Source organism: Mycobacterium sp. IDUB_24 (assembly GCF_055419385.1).
In genome coordinates this window covers 361,207-382,656 of sequence record NZ_JBVAXO010000006.1, presented here as the reverse complement: position 1 = coordinate 382,656, position 21,450 = coordinate 361,207, and the positions used below count along the sequence as shown (strand labels likewise).

The following is a 21,450-nucleotide window of genomic DNA, read 5'->3' as shown; positions in this document are numbered from 1 at the left end:
GCAAGGTCCACTCCGGGTACCGGGGGAATCATCCGTGCCGCCCCAGAGCGGGCGAGATCGGCCAGGGGCTGCGCGGGTTGTCCGGGCCCGGTGCGTACACCCCCGCCTTGCTGGTCGACAACCCGAGACCGACGACGGCCTGAGCGAGACTGACGGCGGCGGCCACTCCGTCGATGACCGGCACGCCCAGTTTGGCGGCGACCGCGTCGACGATCCCGGACATCCCTGCACACCCCAGGCAGATCACGTCGGCACCGTCTTCGGTGACCGCTCGCGCCGCCTCCTCCATGATGGCCTGGATCGCACCTTCGGGATCGGCATCGACGGTGGCGGTGTCCAGGCCGCACGCCCGTACCGAGCTGCAGTGCGCGGCGAGCCCGGCGAGCTGCAGCCGATCCTCGATGGGCGCGATGGATCGGGCCAGTGTGGTCACCACCGAGAACCTCCTGCCGATCAAGTGGGCGATGTGGGCTGAACATTCGGCGATGTCGAATACCGGCACGGTCAGCATTTCGGCGAGCGCATCCCTGCCGTGCTCACCGAATCCGGCCACCACAACAGCGTCGAAATCGAATTCACCCGCTTCGGTCAGCCTGGCGACCAGGTCCATCATGCCGACTGCAGCCAGGTAGCTCTCGGCAGCCGAGTCGATCGCCGCGCTGCCGAAAAGCGGTGCCAAGCAGACGATCTCGGTGCCATCTTGCGCCGCCGCGGTGGCCGCTGTGGCGATCTCGGCGGTCATCGACCCCGAGGTGTTGGGATTGAGTACCAGAATCCTCATGCCGGTTGCCCCACCGCCTCCGACACGGCAACGCCGGATACCCAGGTTTGCACCGCCGCACCCCGGATCGTCATCCCTGCGTATGGGCTCACCCGGTGGCGGTGGTGCAGATCGTCGGTGTGCACGCGCGTTTCGGCGTCAGGGTCGAAGGCACACAGGTCGGCCCTCAGCCCCGTCGCGATGCGTCCCCGGTCGGTGAGACCAGCCAGCGCCGCAGGCTGCTGCGCCATCCAGCGACTCAGATCGGGCAGTCCGAATCCGCGCTGCGCCGCATGTGCCCACACCGCGCCCGGACCGACCTGCAGTGAGCTGACACCTCCGAAGGCGCTACCGAAATCCCCGTCCGCCTTCAGCTTCGGAGCGCACGGCGAGTGGTCGGAGACCACCATGTCGAGCGTCCCGTCCAGCAGTCCCTCCCACAGTCCGTCACGGTTCCCGGCGTCCCGGACGGGCGGACATGCGGCGAATTCTGTGCCGCCGTCGGGGATCGTCTCCGCTGCGAACGTCAGGTAGTGCGGACACGTCTCGGCTGTCACCGAAACGCCCGACCGTCTGGCATCGGCCAGCATCGGAAGCACGTTCACGCTGGACACATGCACGACGTGGGCACGTGCACCGCTCGCCGCCGCCGTGTCGATCACGAGCCGCACCGCATCCTCTTCGGCGGCGTCGGGGCGGGACCGCAGGAACGACGCATAGCGTCGCCCTCGCGGCGGTGCACTGCCCGCGATCACGTGGTGACTCTCGGCATGCACCAACAGCACCGAGTCGAGTTCGGCGATGCGGCTCATGGCGGTACGGAACTGGGCGGGAGTCAGGTATCCGAAGTCAGGGTTGCCGGAATCGGCGAGAAAGCACTTGAACCCACGCACGCCCGATGCCGCCAACGCTTCCAGCTCACCGAGATTCTCCGGAACCACCCCCGCCCAGAACGCGACGTCGACACGGCAGTTCCCGTGGGCGGCGGCCTGTTTGGTACGCAGTGCCGCGACGCTCGTGGTCACCGGACTGCAATCGAGCGGCATGTCGACGATGGTCGTGATGCCGGCAGCAGCCGCCGCTGCCGTTGCCGTGCCGAAACTCTCCCAGTCGGTGCCGGGGTCGTTGACGTGCACGTGGGTGTCGACGAAACCGGGTAACAGCACGGCATGCGATGGGATCTTCACGTGGTCGTCTGCCGGCACGTGAGCGTCGACCGCACCGATACCGGTGATGGTGCCACCGTCGATCACCAGCGACGCCGGCCGTAGCTGACCGTCGAGAAGCACCCGCTCGGCTCGGATCACCAGATCAGCCATGGTGTGTTCCCGAAGTCACCGGCCCGAAGCGCTCGTGAAAGTGATCGGTGAGTCCGGGCCACACCTCCGGGTCGTGACCGGGTATCAATTGATACCCCTTGTCGCGCGCCAGCTTCTTGAGCTTGCGGATCGGCTCGACCGTTTCCTCCGGCTCGACGTCGATGAACCCGCCGATCGGGAGCTCATGCTCGATGTTCTCCGTCAGATCTGCTGCGTCGAACGCGAACACGAATCCGCCACCGCCCACGGACTCATCGAGCTCCACCGCGAAACTCTGATGTCCGGGAGTGTGTCCGTACGTCGGGATCGCGGTGATTCCGGGCGCGATGGTGGCCTCACCGTCGGCCAGTCGCCATTCGATGTTCGGATCGTCGAAGTCAACTCGGACGATCGCATTCCGTTCCGGCTCTGGGTGATTCGACAGACCGTAGTCGAGCTCGCGGCGCTGGGCATGCACCGGAACCTTGCCGGCGAACAATTTGAGTCCACCGGCATGGTCGTGGTGCAGGTGACTCACCGCGACGGTACGGATGTCGTCAAATGCGACGCCGACCTCGGCGAGCCGCTGTTCGATCGGTTCGCCCGGACCGGGCAGCACCGGCCGATACTCCACTGTCGGGAAGAACCGCCGATACAACGCCGGGTCACGCACCAGGGCGGTGTTGAACCCCGTGTCGAGCAGCACCCAGCCCCCGTCGGTCTGAAGCAGCACTCCCGGAACGGGTTCGCGCATGCGCTGGCCGGCCGGCGCCCCGTACACCGATACCGATTTGGGCAGTTCCTCCCAGCCCAGTGTGAGCAGGATGATGTGGCGGACTCCGCTTTTGCGGATCAGCGTCGCCATCAGCCCACCGACAGCGCGGCGAGCCGCAGCGAGTTCGGGTTGGTCACCACGTGCGACTGTTCGACACCCTTGAGCCACGGCTGGGCCACCACGAAGTCGTTGACGTCGGCGATGTTGAGCCAGCAGCCGGTCTTGACGGCTTCCAGTCCGGCCCGCGAGAACACGGCGGAATCCCCGGTGGGCAGGCCGGTTGCCAGTGCGTCGGTGACCGGCGGTGCCGAGCAGCCCAGGTAGTTCAGGCCGCCGTCGGGGTCCCACGAGATGTGACCCCAGGTGTACGGGGACGGAGCGTCAGGCCAGGCCAGGGCGGTGAAGATCTCCGGAGCGGATTGACCGTCGGTGCCGACCCAGCCGTAGATCTCCGAGGTCGGGTAGGCCTGTACCTTCGCCGTCAGTCCTGCTGCGGCAAGCTGGGTCTGCAGCAGATTGCTGACCAGTTGATTGTCAGGGTTGCTCGAGTCGTAGCCGATCGTGATGGCCTTCTGGTCGGCGGACAGTCCCCCGGCGATGCCGGTGAGCACCGATGGATCGTGAGCCACTGCCTGTTTGGCGAAGTCCGAGGCCATCATGTTGGGCGGATAGATCTGTCCCGCCACATCTCCCCGTCCGAAGTACGTCTGCTTGACGAGCTCGTCGACGTTGATTGCCTGGAGGACCGCGGTGCGGTTCCGGGCGTCGGTCATCATGCCCTTGTGCGGGTTCACGTAGAGGTAGTTGGACATCATGGTCGGCAGCGAATAGTTGGTGAATGCCTTGTTGTCCAGATAGGACTGGACCGCCGACGAGGGCAGATCATGCAGGATGGCGGCGAGTTGCCCGTTGTTGAACTGGAGTTGCTGCGCCGATACGTCGGTGATCACCGGCATCTCGACCTTCTCGAAGTACGGCTTGGGTCCCCAGTACTCCGGGAATGCCGCCAGCGCATAACGGGATCCCACATCGGCCGCGGTGAGTGTGTACGGGCCGGTCCCAAGGTCGTGGCTGGTCAGGTAGCTCTGCGCATGATCGGCTCCCGCATTCTGCTGCAGGCCCGCAGGACTCAGCATCCTGGGCCCGTATGCGCACGCGAGATAGTCGAGAAAGGCCGCGTTGGGGGCCTTCAGGGTGATGGTGACATCGTAATCACCGTGTGCGGTAACTGATTCCACGTCTTTGACCATGTAGGACGGGCCTTGGTCGACGGCCAGGCGGCGATCGAAGGATGCCTTGACGGCCTCCGCGGTGAACGGGGTGCCGTCATGGAACTTCACGCCTTGGCGCAGTTTGAAATCGAACACCTTGTTGTCCGGCGACGCTTTCCACTCGGTGGCCAGTAACGGTTCGAGTTCGGGCTTGTCGGTGCCGGCCTTGTACTGCAGCAGCCCCTCGTAGGTATTGGTGGTCAGCAGCAGACCCTGGCCGGCGTAGTAGATGTCCGGGTCTGGCGGCTGGCCGGGGTCCTGCAGGAACGACAGATGCAGCACCTTGTCGGTCGGCGCCGCACTCGGCGTGCTGCTTCCCGAATCCGCACCGCCGCAGGCGCTCAGCGTCAACGCTGCCACCGCACTCACGGCGGCCATGGTCTTCCATCGCTTGATCATCGGGCAGCTCCTTCGAGAACAGACGGGGACGTGGTGAGTTCGGAGAAGGCGGCGAGGATCTCGTCGGAGGTTCGCACCGCACCGGTCTGCAGGTACTCCATGGCATCGAGCGCGGCGTCGTGCCGATACTGCGACGACCCACCGACGCAGTCGGTCACGACGCGGACGTAGAAGTCGCGCTGGTGGGCGTCGGCGAAGGTGTAATGCACACACACGTCGGTGAGTCCGCCGATGAGGATGAGTGTCGACGCCTTGAGGCCGGACAGCACGATCTCGAAATCCGTTCCGATGAAACCGGAGTAGCGCCGCTTCACGATGTGGAACTCGTCGGGCAGTGGCCGCAGGGTCGGTTCCAGGTCGGTACCGGGCTGCCCCTCGACACAGTGAACACCCTCGGTACCGTCGAGCTCACGCCCGAAGTCGATTCCGCTGGGCCGGTGGACCTCCTGGAAGAACACGACCGGCACGCCCGCCGCACGCGCCGCGGCGAGCAGCTTTTCCGCGACGGCGACGCGCTCGGCGTGACCGGACATCACCGGAATCCCGGCATCCTCGGCCGACATCGCCCCGCCTTCCTGTATGTCGACCACGACAAGAACTGGATTCCCCACGATGAGTGGCTGTTTGGGCACCTAACCTCCTATGACTGCGATACGGGGATCTGCTGCCGCCTGGAGTAGGTCCACGGCGGTGTTGATGACTACATAGAGCGCACCCAACATCAGGGTCACGCCCGCGATGGCCGGGAAGTCGGCGACCGGGATGCTCTGGGCGATGTACTGGCCGATACCCGGCCATCCGAACACCTGCTCGACCACCAGCACGCCCGAAAACATCAGGCCCACTTGCAGTCCGGTCATCGATAACGCCGATCCCACGGAGTTGCGCAGCACGTGGCGCGTCATGATCTTTCCCTCCGACAGACCTTTGGCGCGGGCAGTGCGTGCGTAGTCACTGTCGATGTCGGTCATGAGGCTGCTGCGCAACACCCGCCCGATCGCTACGGCCGGCCCGATGGCGATCACGACCGCCGGCAGCATCAGGTGGTGCACCGCGTCGGCCACCACGTCGAACCGGCCGTGAACGAGTCCGTCGACCGTCAGCAGACCGGTCGGCCCGGTGGGCGGGTTCGGCACGGCGATCCGGCCGTTGGCGGGAACCCAACCCAGGTTCTGGTAGAACACGATCAGCCCGAGGATGCCGAGCAGGAACATCGGCGCCGCGGCCCCGGTGAACAGGATTGCCCGGAGCACCTGTGCACCGGGCCATTTCAACGTGGTGCCGAACGCCAGCAGGGCCGCCAGCGCCAGCGCGATCACGATCCCGAAGATCGCCAGTTCCAATGTGGCAGGGAGAAAGCTGCCGAGGTCCGTCAACACCGGGTGCCGGGTGCGGTAGGACGTTCCGAGGTCGCCGGTGACGGCGTTGGTCAGATAGTGCCAGAACTGCACGAGGACCGGCTGGTTCAAACCGAGTTCCTCGCGCCTGGCGGCGACGGCTTGGGCCGAGGCCTGGGCGCCGAGCTGGGCTTTCACCGGATCAAGCGGCGAGATGTGCTGGAGCACGAACATCACCCCGGTAAGGGCGACCAGGATCGCCACCATCGCGCCCACCCGGGAAGCCACGAAAGTCTTCAACCAAGTACTCCTCTCTTCGCGCAAGCGCTCATCGGCCGTACTCCTCGCTCAACGGTTCTTCATCAGGTTGCGCAGACAATCCCCCGCGATGTTCCCGACGAGAGCGAGGACCAGGACACCGAGACCCGGCATCACCGGAATCCACCACTGCTGCAGGAAATAACTGAGATTGCGGGCCGAGTCCGCACCCAGCTCAGGTGCCGGCGCCGACTGTCCCAGACCGAGGAACGACAGTGCGGCCACGGTGAGGATCAGGGTGCCCAGGTCCAGGCTGGCGGCGACGAAGGCATTCGGCAGCGCGCCGGGCAGCAGGTGCCGGGTGGCGAGCCGGAACCGGCTCACGCCGGCCAGCTTTGCGGCCTCGACGTGAGGTCGAGCGGCCAGGCGGGCGATCTCGCCCCGTACCAGCCTGGCGTAGAACGGCCACCAGACGATCGACACCGCGATCAGTGTGTGCACGAAACTCGGCCCGAGTGCGGCGACAACCGCGATCGCGAGCACGGGCGCGGGCAGTGACAGGAACGCATCCGTGATGCGCATCAGCATCGAGTCGATCCAGCCTCCCGCCGTGCCGGCGATCAAGCCCACCAGCCCGCCGACCGCCAGGCCGACCGCCACCACCACCAGTGCCGCGAACCAGCTGGAACGTGCGCCGTAGAGCACCCGAGACAGAATGTCGCGGCCGACGCTGTCTGAGCCCAGCAGGAAGCCGTTCTTGCCCGGAGCCTGCAGCGGCATACCCACCGGGGTGAGCGGGTCGTGGGGGGCGAGCAGCGGGACCGCGACGACGAGCAGGGTCAGCACGATCACCATCGAGAATCCGGCCCAGTTCACAACGGTGGACCGCGGCCACGACCATGACATCCGGCGTCGGGTACCGGCACGGGCCGGCGTGGGGAATGCGATCGCTATCGCCATCAGACGGCCCGCCTTTCGATACATGCCACGAGATGGGGATTGCCCGGTGTGCCTTCCAGCCGGACGTCGAGTTCGTCACCGCCGCATGCCGGTATCGCGATCGGGCATCGGGGGTGGAAAGCACAGCCGTCCGGGGGCGACAGCGGGCTGGCGGGTTCGCCGGACAGCACGCGTGATTCGCGGCCGAGGTCGGGGATCGCATCGACGAGGGCCCGGGTGTAGGGATGCGCCGGGTCGGCGATCACACGGTCGGCGGGTCCGATCTCGACGATGCGGCCCAGATACATCACGGCGATCCGGTCAGCGACCACCCGGGCAACCGACAGATCGTGGGTCACGAACACGACCGACATGTCCAGGCTGCGGCGTAGATCCCCGATCAGGTTGAGGACCGAAGCGGCCAGTGACACGTCGAGCGCGCTGGTCGGCTCGTCACACAGCAGCACCGAAGGTGGCACGACAGTCGCCCGCGCCAGGGAAACCCGTTGCCGCTGACCGCCAGACAGCTCCCCTGAGCGTGCTCTGGCCACCTCGGCCGGGAGGCCGACCCGTTCGAGCACATCGCTCACCGCGTTTCGGCGCTGAGCCGCCGACATCTTGCTGCCGCGCAGCCGTTCTGCGATCAGCTCACCCACCGACAACCAGGGCGTCAGTGAAGCGCCCGCATCCTGGAAGACCATTTGCGGACGGTGACCGCCGGCGACCTGGACAGAGCCCGAGGTCGGGCTTTCCAGCCCGGCGATGATCCGCAACAGCGTCGACTTGCCCGAACCACTCTCGCCCACCAGCGCCACGGATTCTCCCTGGCGCACACGCATCGTCACGCCTCGCAGGGCGTGCAGCTTTCCGTGATTGTCGGCCGAACGATCGAGCCATCGCCGCGACACCGAGAACGTCTTGGTGATGTTGGCCAGCGCCACGGCCGGCGGCTGCTCACTGCTGCCCTGCTCCTTGGCCGGAAACAGACCCGCGGCGCCGGCCGTCGAAGCGCCCGGCATCGCGGCGATGTCCGGTATCGGCCGGATGCAGGCGCTGACTCGTTGTGGCGCAACCACAACGGGCTCCGGTAACGATGTGGCACAGTCGCCGACTGCCGCTGCGCACCGCGGCTCGAACGCACATCCGGGCAATGGCGACGCCGGGCTGGGCACCGCGCCGGGCAGCGCCGCGAGCTTCCGGTCACGTGCGGTATCCAGAGTGAGCCGGCTGCCGAGCAGTCCTTTGGTGTAGGGATGGGCGGGGCAGGCCAGTACCTCGGCGGCAGGGCCGATTTCGGCGATGCGACCCGCGTAGAGCACCGCGATGCGGTCGGAGATCTGCGCCGCTACGCCCAGGTCATGGGTGATCAGTACGATGCTGCAACCGATCTCGTCGCGCAGCCGCTGCAACAGCCGCAACACCTGGGCTTGAACGGTGACATCGAGCGCGGTGGTCGGTTCGTCGGCGATGACGAGTTCGGGGTCCCCGGCGACCGCCATGGCGATCATCACCCGCTGGCGCAATCCTCCGGAGAGTTCGTGCGGATATGCCCGCATCCGGCGCTTGGGTTCCGGAATGCCGACCGCGGTGAGCAGTCGCAGTGCCTCGTCCTCGCTGCCGGCGGCCTCCGCGACCTGCTTGCCGATCCGCATGGTCGGGTTGAGCGAGGTCATCGGATCCTGGAACACCGCACCGAGGTCGAGGCGGCGCACCTTGCGCAACGCCCTGGTTCCGCCGCTCACCATGTCGGAGTTCGCCACTCGGACCGCCCCGCCGATCTCGGCGGTCTTGGGCAACAGCCCGAGCATCGTGAATCCCAGAACTGTTTTCCCGGAACCAGATTCACCGACCAGGCCGACTATCTCCCCCGGGGCGATGGCGAGGGAGACCCCGCGCAGCGCGTGGATGTTGCGACCGTTGCGACGGAAAGTCACGCGCAGGTTGTCGATGGTCGCGATCGGTTGTGGCGGTGGGAGTGACGTTGTCCCGGCACGCACCACCGAGTCGTCCGCCGCGGTGTCTGTCCTGTCGAGGTCCGCGGGAAGGGTGACGTCGATCGTGGCCTCAGCCATCGTGTGCCTCCCAGAAGCGATTTGGCGATTGCGCGTCACCACCGTGTGCCGCAGCCTGTCGAGCGACAGTTTTCACCGGCGGCGGCGTCATCTGGTGTCACCGGCGTTAATGAGGTGTTAAGGAATTGACGGGCCCGGTAACTGCCACGTGTCGCGCGTTTCTATCGAGTGACCGGTACCCGTTGCGCTGGCTCTTCGTGGCCGAAGGGCCAACCATGGGCCCTATGGCAGGAAGACCACGGGTGCACGCCCAGCGTCGGCAGGGGCTCACCGCTCGTGACGAAATCCTCGACGCCGCAGGGGAATTGTTCACCACAACCGGCTACGCGGGAACTTCGACCCGAGCGATCGCCGAGGCGGTCGGCGTCCGCCAGGCCTCCCTGTACCACTACTTCAAAACCAAGGACGACATTCTGTGCGCTCTCCTCGAGCAGACCGTTGCGCCGACACTCAAGTTCATTCCGAGCCTGCTCGGTACCGAGCCCGCATTGACCGCAGAAGAGCACATGCACGCACTGGCGGCGTTCGACGGCGCGCAACTGATGTCGGGCCGGTGGAACCTCGGTGCGCTGTATCTCCTGCCCGAATTGCGTGAAGCCAAGCTCGAACCGTTCTGGTCGGACCGGGAGCAGCTACGACTGCACTATCTGACTGTGAGTCGCGCGCTGAGCCGGCGGACCGGCGTTCACGAAGCGGCCGCCGACCTCCCGTTCCGGCTCGTCGAGTCGTTGGTCAATGTGTGGTCGATGCCGGTCGGCCCGGAACGTTCCGAGATGCCGTTCCACGTGGCGGACGCCTGTATGCGGGTGCTGGGTGTTCCGGACGATGCTGCCTCGGCTCTGCGGGCGTGTAGCCGCGAGGTGATCGACAGACACAACACGAGCACCGTGTCCGCAGCCCCGTAGGGTGCTGTGCATGTTCCACGTGCTCACCACGACCTATGTGCAACCCCTCGATGTCGTCGATCAGACCCGCCCCGCCCACGTCGCGTGGCTCAAGGACGAAGTGGCCGCAGGCCGCATCCTGCTGGCGGGGCGTCTGGAGTCGGCGACGGGCGCCGTGCTGATCACCGGCGATCTCACCGAGGAGGAGGTCGAGGACGTGATCGCCCGCGATCCCTACACCTTGGCCGGGCTGATTCGCTGCGAGCGCACGTCCTTCAACGGGTCGGTCCGCGCGCCTGGGCTGTGACCGCATCCCGGCCTCGATCCGGGATCTATGTCACAGGCGGTAGCGGGATTACTGCTGCCGCCGGCGTCGTTGCAAGTCCTGGACTGCCTCTCAGGCAGTAGTCAGTTAACCGGACTAACCTTTTCTGGGACAAGTAAGACGACGAGCAAAGAGGGCTTTGATGAGCACTGTTTATGCCTATGCCGCGAACTCCGCGACCGAACCGCTGACCAAGACCACCATCACCCGCCGCGAGGTAGGGCCGCATGACGTGGCATTCGACATCCATTTCGCCGGCATCTGCCATTCCGACATTCACACCGTGAAGGCCGAGTGGGGCACCCCGAACTACCCCGTCGTGGCCGGCCACGAGATCGCCGGCGTGGTGACCGAGGTCGGGTCCGAGGTGACCAAGTACAAGGTCGGTGACCATGTCGGCGTCGGCTGTTTCGTCGACTCGTGCCGCGAATGCGACAACTGCAAGGCCGGGCTGGAGCAGTACTGCACCGGCGGCGGCATGATCGGCACCTACAACGCGATCGGTCGCGACGGCACCCCGACCTACGGCGGCTACAGCGGCGCGATCGTCGTCGACGAGAACTATGTCCTGCGCATCCCCGACAGCATCCCGCTGGACAAGGCCGCTCCCCTGCTGTGCGCCGGCGTCACCCTGTTCTCGCCGCTGCGGCACTGGAACGCCGGGCCGGGCAAGAAGATCGCCGTGATCGGTCTCGGCGGCCTGGGCCACATGGGCGTCAAGCTGGCGCACGCGATGGGCGCGCACGTCACCGTGCTGTCGCAGTCGCTGAAGAAGATGGAAGACGGCCTGCGCCTGGGCGCCGACGAGTACTACGCGACCAGCGACCCGGACACGTTCAGCAAGCTGGCCGGCCGCTTCGACCTGATTCTCAACACCGTGTCGGCCAATCTCGACCTCGGCGCCTACCTGGGCCTGCTCAAGACCGACGGCACCCTGGTCGAGCTGGGCGCGCCGGAGAAGCCGCTGGTGGTGCCGTTCTTCCCGCTGGCCGCCTACCGCCGCAACCTGTCCGGTTCGATGATCGGCAGCATCCCGGAGACCCAGGAAATGCTCGACTTCTGCGCCGAGCACGACGTGACCCCGGAGATCGAGGTCATCCAGCCGGATTACATCAACGAGGCCTACGAGCGCGTGCTGGCCAGTGACGTGCGGTACCGCTTCGTGATCGACACCGCCTCGCTGCGCGCCTAGTCGAAAACCACGTCAACGCCGGGGGTTGCAGTCACGTCAGCGACTGCAACCCCCGGCGTTACGCGTTATGGGCCCTCGGTGTCGGGGGTGGCGTCGGCCTCAAGGTCGACGCCGGCCAGGGGCCAGCCAGCGGCAGCCAGTCTGGCCGCGACCCGGGCAACGTTCTCCGGTCCGGCGTCGTGGTGGGCGACCTCGGCGATGAACTCCGCGATGTCGTCGCGCTCGATCGGATCGTCGATGTCGGCGGGTGCTGCGGCCTCGGCGATATTGCGCACCACCTCGGCCACCTGCTCCTCGGTGAGTGGGGTGGCCCGCAGCAGCGCGAGCAGGGGCACCCGATCGGTGCCCGGGACCCCTTCGGGGTAGCCGGCCCGCAGCCAGTTCAGGACCGAGATCAGCAGCGACTTTGTGGACACCCGGCTAAGTTACGCGGTTGTCCCGCGAACCCTCCACTGGAGGAACCGACAGTTGGGTGGCCATTCATACCTGATTCACCGCCAAAACAATCCCCCTGAGCGCAACCGGTGACTGACCGGTGGCCGCCCGGCATCCTCGGCACAGTGACCCGCGTGATCCGCTTCAATGCCTTCGACATGAACTGTGTCGCCCACCAGTCGCCCGGTTTGTGGCGTCATCCAGAGGACCAGTCCTGGCGCTACAAAGACATCACCTACTGGACCGAGCTGGCGAAGTTGTTGGAACGCGGGCGTTTTGACGGCCTGTTCATCGCCGACGTGCTGGGCACCTACGACGTGTACGGGGCCAGCGACGAAGCGGCGATCCGCCAGGCCGCGCAGATCCCGGTCGGTGACCCGATGCTGTTGGTGTCGGCAATGGCACTGGTCACCGAGAACCTGGGGTTCGGCATCACCACCGGGACCGGGTTCGAGCACCCGTATCCGTTCGCCAGGCGCATGTCGACGCTGGACCATCTGACCAACGGCCGGGTGGGCTGGAACGTCGTCACCGGGTATCTTCCCGCCGCGGCGCGCAACATGGGCCAGACCGACCAGCCCGCGCACGACGCGCGCTACGACCACGCCGACGAGTACCTCGAGGTGCTCTACAAGTTGTGGGAGGGTTCCTGGGAGGACGACGCGGTGGTCCGCGATGCCGCACGCGGCGTCTTCACCGATCCGGCAAAGGTGCACCACATCGGCCATGCCGGAACACATTTCAGCGTCCCGGGGGTACATCTGGCCGAACCGTCGCTGCAGCGCACGCCCGTCATCTACCAGGCCGGCTCGTCGCCGCGCGGGGTGCGTTTCGCCGCGGAGAACGCCGAGGCCATCTTCACCGCCGCCCCCACCAAAGCACTTCTACGCGAGACGGTTTCCACCATCCGCGCTGAACTCGAGCTGGCCGGCCGGGATCCGTACTCGGCCAAGATCTTCAACCTCACCACCATCGTCACCGCCGATACCGACGAAGAAGCCCACGCCAGGCACGCCGAGTACCTGGCCTACGGCGATCCCGAGGGTGCGCTGGTGTTCATGTCCGGTTGGATGGGCGTGGACCTGGCCCAGTACGGCCTCGACGAGCCGATCGGCAATGTCGACTCCAATGCAATCCTGTCCGCGGTCAAGGCCTTTCAGTCCGCCTCGGACAAGGGCGGTGAGTGGAATGTCCGCGATATCGCCGAGTGGGGTGAGATCGGCGGCATGGGACCGCGCATCGTCGGGTCCGGCGTGCACGTGGCCGACACCCTGCAGGAGTGGGTCGACGAGACCGACGTCGACGGCTTCAACCTGGCATACGCGATCACCCCTGGCTCCTTCGAAGAGTTCATCGAGCACGTCGTGCCGGTCCTCACCGAGCGCGGCGCCTACCAGACGGCGTACGCACCCGGCAGCCTGCGCAACAAGCTGCTGGGGCAAGGCGATCGCCTGGCCGACGAGCACCGAGGGGCCAGTTACCGTGTGGGAGGCCCGAAGTCGACGATCATCGAGCGTCCGTCGACACTGCCATCGTCCTCGGCTTCGACGGCCGCCCAGCCTGCCCGTGGCCGGTAGAATTGCCGAACAGACATAAAACTGCCCCAAATCCGGTGATTTCAGGCAGGTTTGCGTCTGCTCGCGCGGCGATTCCTAGCGTGGAGCGGCCTGGACGTTCGTGGGTTGCGGACCCAACGTCGATGGCGGCAGTCCGGTCTGTTCCACGCCCGGAGTATCCAATTGCCCGGCCAACCACGGCAGCCCGGCACCGAGCGCATTAGCGGCGAACGCCCAGTCGTGGCGGCCGGGCGCGGTCTGCACCGAGCACGTGATCGCTGCGGCGCGGGCTGCCTCGCACAACGTGGTCGCGGCGACGTCTTGGGCCTCAGGATTGGCGGTGGGGTCATGGGTTACACCACCGTGGTGCGGCACCTCGAACCAGGCCGATACATCGGAGTACGGTCCGTGCCGTTGCATGACGGTGACCGGGTCGTACGCCGCCCAGGCATCGGCGTCCCCGCCGAACAGACGGTTGATCGTCTGTGTCTTGTCTCCCGCGTTCGGGCGCAGATCACCGGCGATGTCGATGAACGACCGGAACATGTCGGGATGCATCACCGTGAGGTCCACCGCGCACGTGCCACCCATCGACCAGCCCGCAATCCCCCAACCGTCGCGATCAGCACGCACCCCGAAGTTCGAGATCAGGTACGGGACAACATCCTTGGTCAGGTGGTCGGCGGCATTGCCTCGGATGCCGTTGACGCACTCGGTGTCGTTGGTGAATGAGCCGGTGGCATCGACGAACACGAAGACCGGAGCATTACCGCCGTGCGCAGCCGCGAACCCGTCAAGGATGCCCAGCACATTGCCTGCCCGCAGCCAGTCGGCCGGGGTGTTCAGTTGTGACCCGATCATCATGACCGCCGGAAGTTGCGGCGGCGGGCTGCTCGCGAACCATGCCGGCGGAAGGTAGACGAGTTCACTGCGGTGACTGAAACCGGAAGCCTGCGAATCGATGGTCACCGGCACCAGAACACCACTCGGGGGCTGAAAGTGCGCCAGTTGCATCTTCGTCACGGTCAGCCGGTCGGTCTGTCCCGGCAGCGGACTCGCCGTGAGCTGCTTCCACATGGCGTCCATGGTCGGGAAATACCCCACCCACATGTTGAGCGTCAGACCACAGGCCAGACCGCACACCCCGACAGCGGCCACCGACGCGGTGCGCCGCCACCATCGGGCACTCACCCAACCCAGCAACGCCACGCCTACGGCCAGCACGCTCAACGCGATCCAGACCCACAGCTCGAGCGGCCCGGCGTTGCCCGCCACCCCGATCGAATCGATGTACCAGTACGTCACACCCGCCAATGCGGCCGCCACGACCACCAGTGCGGGCAACAACCGGCGGCGCCAGCGTTGCGTGCGCCAGCCCACGGCGGCTCCCAGCAGCAGTGCCGCGATCAGCTGGACGACTACCGGGAACCAGCCGTGGATCAGCGAGATCTGCGCAATGAGCTGGTGCATCGGTTCTTTTGATATCAGTGCCAGCTGTCAGCTCACTGGGCGAACGCTGAGCGGCCGGCCGCGCAACGGCGGTATCTTGCGAGTGATTCAGCGTGCAAGGAAATGGCGCCTTAAGGTGGTCCGATGCGCATGAGGATGCTGGTGGCTGTGATGAGCGTGGCTGTCGGGGCCGGCGCCGGCGTCCCCGGTATGGCAGCAGGCGACCCACCGCCACCTCCACCCCCGCCGCCACTCAATCTCAACGCACTTACGCCCGTGAAGCCGTCAGACTTCGCGATGCAGAACGGCGAGTACTACGCATTCGCGGTGCCGGGCGATATCGCGTGCGCGATCGGCCGCGGATCGGGCAAGTACGGCTGCAGCGGCCCGCTGCCCGCATCACCCGATGGGGCCAACGCGGTCACGGGCGCACAGCAGGGGCTGCCCACGTTTATGAGCGACAACCGGCCGCTGTTCGTGTTCGACGGTTTGCCCAACCGCTTGCCGCCCGGTTCACGCATCAGCTTCCGCAATGTGACGTGTGGCACCGACGGCACGGTGACGATGTGCAGTAATTCCTTTGACGGGGCGGGGTTCGTCCTCAGCCCTGGCGGCAGCCATGTCCTCGATCCGAACAACCCACTGCTGCTCAACACCGGCGAGGGGCGCAACCCGTACGCCAACTAGCTAGAAATCCCAGTCCTCGTCTTCGGTGTTGACGGCCTTGCCGATCACATACGAGGAACCCGACCCCGAGAAGAAGTCGTGGTTCTCATCGGCATTCGGTGAGAGCGCGGACAGGATCGCCGGGTTCACGTCGGTCTCGTCCTTGGGGAACAGCGCCTCGTAGCCGAGGTTCATCAGCGCCTTGTTGGCGTTGTAGCGCAGGAACTTCTTGACGTCCTCGGTGAGCCCGACCTCGTCGTAGAGATCCTGGGTGTATTCGACCTCGTTGTCGTAGAGCTCGAACAGCAGCTCGTAGGTGTAATCCTTGAGCTCCGTGCGCCTTTCCTCGTCGAGAAGCGCCAGCCCGCGCTGGTATTTGTAGCCGATGTAGTAACCGTGTACGGCCTCGTCGCGGATGATCAGCCGGATCATGTCGGCGGTGTTGGTCAGCTTGGCCCGGCTGGACCAGTACATCGGCAGGTAGAAGCCCGAGTAGAACAGGAAGCTCTCCAGCAGGGTGGAGGCCACCTTGCGCTTGAGCGGTTCGTCACCCTTGTAGTACTGCATCACGATCTCGGCCTTGCGCTGCAGGTTCGGGTTCTCCTCCGACCAGCGGAACGCGTCGTCGATCTCGGCCGTCGAGCACAGCGTGGAGAAGATGTTGCTGTAGCTGCGCGCGTGCACCGACTCCATGAAGGCGATGTTGGTGTAGACGGCTTCCTCGTGCGGCGTGAGCGCATCGGGGATCAGGCTGACCGCACCGACGGTGCCCTGGATGGTGTCCAGCAGTGTCAGGCCGGTGAACACCCGCATGGTGAGCTGCTTCTCGTGCGCGGTGAGCGTGCCCCACGACGGGATGTCGTTGGACACCGGCACCTTCTCCGGCAACCAGAAATTACCGGTCAGCCGATCCCAGACTTCGGCGTCCTTTTCATCCTGGAGCCGGTTCCAGTTGATCGCTGAGACACGGTCGATCAGCTTCATGCCTTCGCTCACCGGAACCTCATTTCGCCAGGTTGTTGTGTTTGCCGGACAGTATCCACGACACTACCCCTGGGGCTAATGACCCGCGGTGACCGCAACACCTTGTGTTTTCGTGTCGCGCGCCTCATGGATGAAATCGAACTCTTTCGGGTCCAGCTTGCGCGTGGCCAGCCAGTACTGCCAGGTCATGCCGCTCCACAGGGTCCGGTTGACGCCGTGGGCGTCCATGTACCAGCTCCGGCAACCTCCGGTGTTGAACACGGTGTCGGCCAGATCGCGTTGCAGCTCGGCATTGAACTCCGCCTGGGCGCGAGGACTGGGCGACAGCGCGGCAGCCCCGGCGTGGTCGACGGCGGCGATCGCCTGTCCGACATAGCGGATCTGCGATTCGATCATGAACACCACCGAGTTGTGACCCAGTGCGGTGTTGGGCCCGAGCAGGAAGAACAGATTCGGCATTCCGGAGACCGCGACGCCGCGGTGGGCTGCCATGCCCTCGCGGTTCCAGCGGTCCACCAGGTCCTCACCGCCGGCGCCCTTGATGTCGACGTAGGTGTAGGAATCGGTGACATGGAAGCCGGTGGCCCACACGACCACGTCCGCCGGATGCTCGACGCCGTCGGCGGTGACGATGCCGGTCGGCGTCATCCGGGTGATCGCCTCGGTGATCACCTGGGTCTTGGGGTTGGCGATTCCGCGGTAGTACTTGTCGGAGTTGAGGATTCGCTTGCACCCGGCGCGGTAGCTCGGCGTGAGTTTGCGACGCAGTTCTGGGTCTTTGATGCTGCGGTTGATGTTGTAGCGCCCCATCGCCTCACCGATCTTGAGCAGCCGCGGTTGCTGCGTCATGGCGAAGCCGACACCCTCGTGGATCCAGTAGATGGCGGCACGCATCGCCGCGCGGGTGCCGGGCACATAGCTGAACAAGCGCCGAATCCATTGCGGGAACTTGTTGTTCACTCGTGGCATCACCCAGGCCGGGGTGCGTTGGTAGAGGTGCAGCTCCGCGACGTCTTTGACGATCTCGGGCACGATCTGGATGGCGCTGGCCCCGGTGCCGATCACTGCGACCCGCTTGCCGGTGAGGTCGACGCTGTGGTCCCACTCGGCGGAGTGGAAAGCGGCACCGGCGAAGTCCTCGGCGCCTGGAATCTCGGGGATCTGCGGAATGTGCAGCCCGCCGGCTCCCGACACCAGGAACTGGGAGATGAACTCCTGCCCGGTGTCGCTGAACACATGCCAGCGCAGCTCTTGTTCGTCCCAGTGCGCGCGGTCCACATGGGTGTTGAACCGGGTGTAGCGGCGCAGCCCGTACTTGGCGGCCACGCCCAGCAGGTAGTCCTGAATCTCGGGCTGGAAGGACCACATGTGGCTCCAGTCCGCCTTGGGCTCGAACGAGAACGAGTACATGTGCGACGGGATGTCGCAGGCACAGCCCGGGTAGGTGTTGTCGCGCCAGGTCCCACCGAATTCGTCGGCCTTCTCCAAGATGAGGAAGTCGACGCCTCGGCGTTGCAGCTCGATCGCCATCCCCATCCCCGAGAACCCGCTGCCGATGATCAGGGCGCGGGTGTGGATGGGTTGCTGACCCTGCGGCGAGGGTTGGGCAGCCGTCATAGCTCAGGTCCTTTTCTGGGAACGGCGGTACCGGATACTTCCCAGTCTCCGGACCTGGAAGCCGACTGTCAACGAGATGAGTTCAGCTGGCGTGCTGGCGACGCTGGACACCCTCGTGAAGCGGCAGATCCGGGTCGATCCAGATGCCGAGCAGTTCACAGGTGCCGTTGATGGAACCGACCATGATCGTGGTGAGGTGGTTGACGAACTCCTCGGCCGGCATCCGGCGCGGGCTGTCTTCATCAGTGCCCAGCCACCAGTCCGTAGCCGACGCGCACGCACCGAAGGTGGCGAACGCCGCCAGTTCGATGGCAGCCCCGTCCAGTTCCATCTCGCGCAGCTCGTTGGAGAACATGTCGGCCATCGCGAGGGTGATGCCGCGACCTTCGTTGAGCGCCCGCATGGTCGACTCGCTCTGTTCGGCGAACCGGCCCTGGATCAGGAACCGCAACACATTCGGGTGTTCGTCGACCAACCGCACGTACTGGTCGACGCTGCGCCGGATGACCTCCCGGGCCGGGTCGGCGCCGAGGTTGATCACCGGGAAGATCGCCGACCACAACATGTCGCGTAGGCGCTCACCGATGGCCTGAAACAGATCGGACTTGTCGGCGAAGTGGCGGTAGATCTTGGGCTTGGCCGTACCGGCCTCTTCGGCGATCTCCCGCAGACTGACCTCGGGGCCCAGGCGGTCGATCGCCCGGAACGAGGCGTCGACGATTTCCGAGCGCACCTTCTTGCGGTGCTCCCGCCAGCGCTCGCTACGAGCATCAACCTTGACGCCCGGGCTATCGCTGGAATGTGATCTCGACGTTCGCCGCACGCGATCACTGTACTCGCCCTGATGGCGCTGACCTGCTCAGACCGCCTCACAACACGCGGTTCTGCCGTTTGACCCGGTCGTTCGCCCGCCAAGCCGCCGACACCTCACTTGGGTAATATCGCTGCCACAGTCAACGGATGAGACGAGGCTCATGACGCAGCGATACGACCTGGTCATAGCAGGTGGCGGCCCCTCGGGGTCGGCCGCGGCGTGGCAGGCCGCCCAGACCGGCGCCAAGGTGTTGGTCCTGGACAAAGCGGATTTCCCCCGCGACAAGCCATGTGGTGACGGACTCACCGCCCGCGCGGTGAGCTACCTGCAGAAGATGGGCTTGGCCGACGAGGTCTCCAAGTTTCATCGGGTCAACAAGGTGACCGTGTTCAGCCCCAGCGAGTGGGAGCTGTCCTTCCCGCGTCGTCCCGGGATGCCGGACCACGGCCACACCGTGAGCCGCACCGAACTGGACACGCTGCTGCTCAAGCATGCCGAGTCAACGGGAGCCGAGGTGCGTCAAGGCGCCGAGGTCGCCGGGCCCGAGTTCGACGCGAAGGGTCGCGTGGTCGGCGTGGTGCTCAAGAGCGGTGAGAAGGTATTCGGGGACGCGGTCATCGCGGCCGACGGTGCCTACTCCCCCATCAAGCGGGCCCTGAAGATCGACTCGGAGTACAACGGCTACTCGGCCATCGCGATCCGGTCCGAGATGCACGCCAACCGTCCCGACTCCGACGCCTTCGAGATCTACCTCAAGCTGTTGTTCCAGGGCGATCAACTGCCCGGCTACGGCTGGGTCTTCCCGATGGGCGGCGGCCGGTTCAACATCGGCCTGGGCTACGTCAACAGCTACAAGAACTGGCAGTCCATCAACGCCACGCAGTTCCTCGGCGACTTCCTGCGGACCCTGCCCGCCGAATGGGAGCTGCCCCCGATCGAGGAGCTCAAGAAGAACAAGAGCGTGCGGGCCTGGCGATTGCCGATGGGCTTCACGGCCTGGCCTCCGTGGCGTCCGGGCGTGCTGTTCGTCGGGGATTCGCTGGGTGCGGGCAAGCCGGTGTCCGGGGCCGGTATCTCCAAGGCACTCGAATCCGGTTTGACCGCAGGCGAATGCGCGATTGCCGCGCTGACGAACGGCGGGCCCGACGACTTCACCAACTACGAGCAGCGGATGCGCGCGGCGTGGGGGCGTGAATACCGACGCGGTCGGTTCTTCAACAAGCTCGCCGGGATGCCCGCCGTCGCGGGCGCGGGTCTCAAGGCGTTGGACAACCACACGTTCCGGGACATGTTGCTCAAGTCGCTGTACAAGAAGGCACAGAGCCCGCAGCACACGTAGGCATTAGACAGCGAGTGTGAGGCCCTTCGCGCGATTCGTCGCTGGGGCCTCACGCTTGCCTGGGCCGACTCAGATCACCGTCGGTGAACCGTGAAACCGCATGTCTGATCGCGGCTACCAGTGCGGGACTTCCGGTGTGCCCGGAGTCCTCGATGACGACAAGTTCGGCCGTTGGCCACACCTGGGCGAGTTCCCACGCAGTGCGCAGTGGAGCGGACAGATCGAGACGGCCGTGAATCAGCACAGCGGGAATCCCGGCCAGGCGGTGGGCATTTCGCAGCAGCTGCCCATCTTCGAGCCAGGCATGTCGGGCGAAATAGTGGGTACAGATGCGCACAAAAGCGTGCTGCGCGGCACCGGACCGCGCGCTGTATTGGCCCGGCGTCCCCTGGGTCTCGTGCGCGATCGCCGCGTCCTCCCACTCGCACCAATCACGCCCCGCCTGTGCACGCACCGCCACGTCGGGGTTTTCCATCAGCACCCGATATGCCTCGACGAGATTGCCGTCGCGCAGATGCTCGGGCACACCAGCCCGGAAACGGGCCCATTCCATCGGCAACAGCAGGCGCAAACCGCGGTAAAGCCAGTCGATTTCATTGGGGCGGGTCATTGTCACCCCGATCAGGATGATGCCTTCCACCCGTTCGGGATACTGCTCGGCGTAGGCCAATATGAGCGTCGACCCCCACGAACCGCCATACAGCAGCCACCGCTGCACTCCCAGATGGATCCGAAGCGCTTCCATATCGGCAACGAGGTGCTGGGTGGTGTTGTGCGCCATGTCGGTAGCCGGGTCAGCGGCACTGGGCAGGCTGTCCCCGCAGCCGCGCTGATCAAACGACACAATGTGAAACACGGTGTGATCGAACGTCCGGTGCGCGCTGTGCGAACGGCCACCACCGGGACCACCGTGCACGATCAGCACCGTGCGGCCCGCAGGATTGCCCCGCGTCTCCCAATACATGCGATTGCCGTCGCCAACATCGAGCATCCCGAAACGTTGCGGCGCCGGGGCGGCCGTCGAATTTCCTTCCCCCATAGATCAGCACGCTAATCGACAGGATCAGCAACTCAACTGCA

20 protein-coding genes are annotated in these 21,450 nt (G+C 65.7%); 6 read left to right on the top strand and 14 right to left on the bottom strand.

Annotation, left to right across the window (positions count from 1 at the left end; translation table 11 throughout):
* Positions 1 to 28: 28 nt before the first annotated feature.
* The 8 genes from ACZYZF_RS22140 to ACZYZF_RS22105 are packed head-to-tail and all read right to left on the bottom strand — an operon-like array spanning position 29 to position 9,109.
* Complete coding sequence (locus ACZYZF_RS22140; protein WP_463836831.1) at positions 29 to 781, bottom strand: aspartate/glutamate racemase family protein; 753 nt, start codon at positions 779 to 781, stop codon at positions 29 to 31.
* Entirely contained in the window at positions 778 to 2,079 is a 1,302-nt protein-coding gene (allB, locus tag ACZYZF_RS22135) for an allantoinase AllB (protein ID WP_463836830.1), read from the bottom strand. The genes ACZYZF_RS22140 and allB overlap by 4 nt, the downstream gene beginning before the upstream one ends.
* Positions 2,072 to 2,923, bottom strand: a complete 852-nt coding sequence (locus tag ACZYZF_RS22130) for an N-acyl homoserine lactonase family protein (protein WP_463836829.1) — start codon at positions 2,921 to 2,923, stop codon at positions 2,072 to 2,074. Before ACZYZF_RS22130 ends, allB begins: the two co-directional genes overlap by 8 nt.
* Complete coding sequence (locus tag ACZYZF_RS22125; RefSeq protein ID WP_463836828.1) at positions 2,923 to 4,503, bottom strand: ABC transporter substrate-binding protein; 1,581 nt, start codon at positions 4,501 to 4,503, stop codon at positions 2,923 to 2,925. Before ACZYZF_RS22125 ends, ACZYZF_RS22130 begins: the two co-directional genes overlap by 1 nt.
* Positions 4,500 to 5,135: a cysteine hydrolase family protein gene (locus ACZYZF_RS22120; protein ID WP_463744293.1), complete on the bottom strand. Its 636-nt coding sequence runs from the start codon at positions 5,133 to 5,135 to the stop codon at positions 4,500 to 4,502. Before ACZYZF_RS22120 ends, ACZYZF_RS22125 begins: the two co-directional genes overlap by 4 nt.
* Entirely contained in the window at positions 5,136 to 6,140 is a 1,005-nt protein-coding gene (locus ACZYZF_RS22115; protein WP_463836827.1) for an ABC transporter permease, read from the bottom strand.
* 48 nt (positions 6,141 to 6,188) lie between these two features.
* Positions 6,189 to 7,058, bottom strand: a complete 870-nt coding sequence (locus ACZYZF_RS22110) for an ABC transporter permease (RefSeq protein ID WP_463836826.1) — start codon at positions 7,056 to 7,058, stop codon at positions 6,189 to 6,191.
* Positions 7,058 to 9,109: a dipeptide ABC transporter ATP-binding protein gene (locus ACZYZF_RS22105; RefSeq protein WP_463836825.1), complete on the bottom strand. Its 2,052-nt coding sequence runs from the start codon at positions 9,107 to 9,109 to the stop codon at positions 7,058 to 7,060. The genes ACZYZF_RS22110 and ACZYZF_RS22105 overlap by 1 nt, the downstream gene beginning before the upstream one ends.
* Before the next feature lie 224 nt (positions 9,110 to 9,333).
* Between ACZYZF_RS22105 and ACZYZF_RS22100 the strand changes: the two genes are divergently transcribed.
* From ACZYZF_RS22100 to ACZYZF_RS22090, 3 genes are all read left to right on the top strand, one after another.
* Complete coding sequence (locus tag ACZYZF_RS22100) at positions 9,334 to 10,014, top strand: TetR/AcrR family transcriptional regulator (protein WP_463836824.1); 681 nt, start codon at positions 9,334 to 9,336, stop codon at positions 10,012 to 10,014.
* A gap of 10 nt (positions 10,015 to 10,024) precedes the next feature.
* On the top strand, positions 10,025 to 10,300 hold the full coding sequence (locus tag ACZYZF_RS22095) for a YciI family protein (RefSeq protein WP_463744298.1): 276 nt from the start codon (positions 10,025 to 10,027) through the stop codon (positions 10,298 to 10,300).
* Positions 10,301 to 10,460: 160 nt separating this feature from the next.
* Positions 10,461 to 11,510, top strand: a complete 1,050-nt coding sequence (locus tag ACZYZF_RS22090; RefSeq protein ID WP_463744299.1) for an NAD(P)-dependent alcohol dehydrogenase — start codon at positions 10,461 to 10,463, stop codon at positions 11,508 to 11,510.
* Between the two features lie 65 nt (positions 11,511 to 11,575).
* Here ACZYZF_RS22090 and ACZYZF_RS22085 read toward each other — a convergent pair whose 3' ends face one another.
* Entirely contained in the window at positions 11,576 to 11,926 is a 351-nt protein-coding gene (locus tag ACZYZF_RS22085; RefSeq protein WP_463836823.1) for a DUF3349 domain-containing protein, read from the bottom strand.
* Positions 11,927 to 12,070: 144 nt separating this feature from the next.
* Between ACZYZF_RS22085 and ACZYZF_RS22080 the strand changes: the two genes are divergently transcribed.
* Positions 12,071 to 13,522 carry an LLM class flavin-dependent oxidoreductase gene (locus ACZYZF_RS22080; RefSeq protein WP_463836878.1) on the top strand — a complete coding sequence of 484 codons (1,452 nt, stop codon included), beginning with the start codon at positions 12,071 to 12,073 and terminating at the stop codon, positions 13,520 to 13,522.
* Positions 13,523 to 13,597: 75 nt separating this feature from the next.
* Here the strand turns inward: ACZYZF_RS22080 and ACZYZF_RS22075 are convergent, their stop codons facing one another.
* Positions 13,598 to 14,971 (bottom strand): alpha/beta hydrolase, encoded by a 1,374-nt coding sequence (locus ACZYZF_RS22075; RefSeq protein ID WP_463836822.1) that lies wholly within the window; start codon positions 14,969 to 14,971, stop codon positions 13,598 to 13,600.
* A gap of 123 nt (positions 14,972 to 15,094) precedes the next feature.
* On the opposite strand from ACZYZF_RS22075, the gene ACZYZF_RS22070 reads away from it, so the two are divergent.
* Positions 15,095 to 15,637: a hypothetical protein gene (locus ACZYZF_RS22070; RefSeq protein WP_463744303.1), complete on the top strand. Its 543-nt coding sequence runs from the start codon at positions 15,095 to 15,097 to the stop codon at positions 15,635 to 15,637.
* Here ACZYZF_RS22070 and nrdF read toward each other — a convergent pair whose 3' ends face one another.
* The 3 genes from nrdF to ACZYZF_RS22055 all read right to left on the bottom strand — a co-directional run bounded on the left by nrdF (position 15,638) and on the right by ACZYZF_RS22055 (position 19,040).
* Positions 15,638 to 16,600 carry a class 1b ribonucleoside-diphosphate reductase subunit beta gene (gene nrdF / locus ACZYZF_RS22065; RefSeq protein WP_166909448.1) on the bottom strand — a complete coding sequence of 321 codons (963 nt, stop codon included), beginning with the start codon at positions 16,598 to 16,600 and terminating at the stop codon, positions 15,638 to 15,640.
* Positions 16,601 to 16,675: 75 nt separating this feature from the next.
* Positions 16,676 to 18,217, bottom strand: coding sequence for a flavin-containing monooxygenase (locus ACZYZF_RS22060; protein WP_463744308.1), 1,542 nt, complete (start codon positions 18,215 to 18,217; stop codon positions 16,676 to 16,678).
* A gap of 82 nt (positions 18,218 to 18,299) precedes the next feature.
* Positions 18,300 to 19,040, bottom strand: coding sequence for a TetR/AcrR family transcriptional regulator (locus ACZYZF_RS22055; protein ID WP_463744309.1), 741 nt, complete (start codon positions 19,038 to 19,040; stop codon positions 18,300 to 18,302).
* A 151-nt stretch (positions 19,041 to 19,191) separates the two neighbouring features.
* Between ACZYZF_RS22055 and ACZYZF_RS22050 the strand changes: the two genes are divergently transcribed.
* The gene (locus tag ACZYZF_RS22050) at positions 19,192 to 20,370 is read left to right on the top strand and encodes a geranylgeranyl reductase family protein (RefSeq protein WP_463744310.1); all 1,179 of its coding nucleotides are present in this window, start codon (positions 19,192 to 19,194) and stop codon (positions 20,368 to 20,370) included.
* Positions 20,371 to 20,419: 49 nt separating this feature from the next.
* On the opposite strand, the gene pip is transcribed toward ACZYZF_RS22050, so the two are convergent.
* Positions 20,420 to 21,409, bottom strand: a complete 990-nt coding sequence (gene pip, locus ACZYZF_RS22045) for a prolyl aminopeptidase (RefSeq protein ID WP_463836821.1) — start codon at positions 21,407 to 21,409, stop codon at positions 20,420 to 20,422.
* Between the last annotated feature and the right edge of the window lie 41 nt (positions 21,410 to 21,450).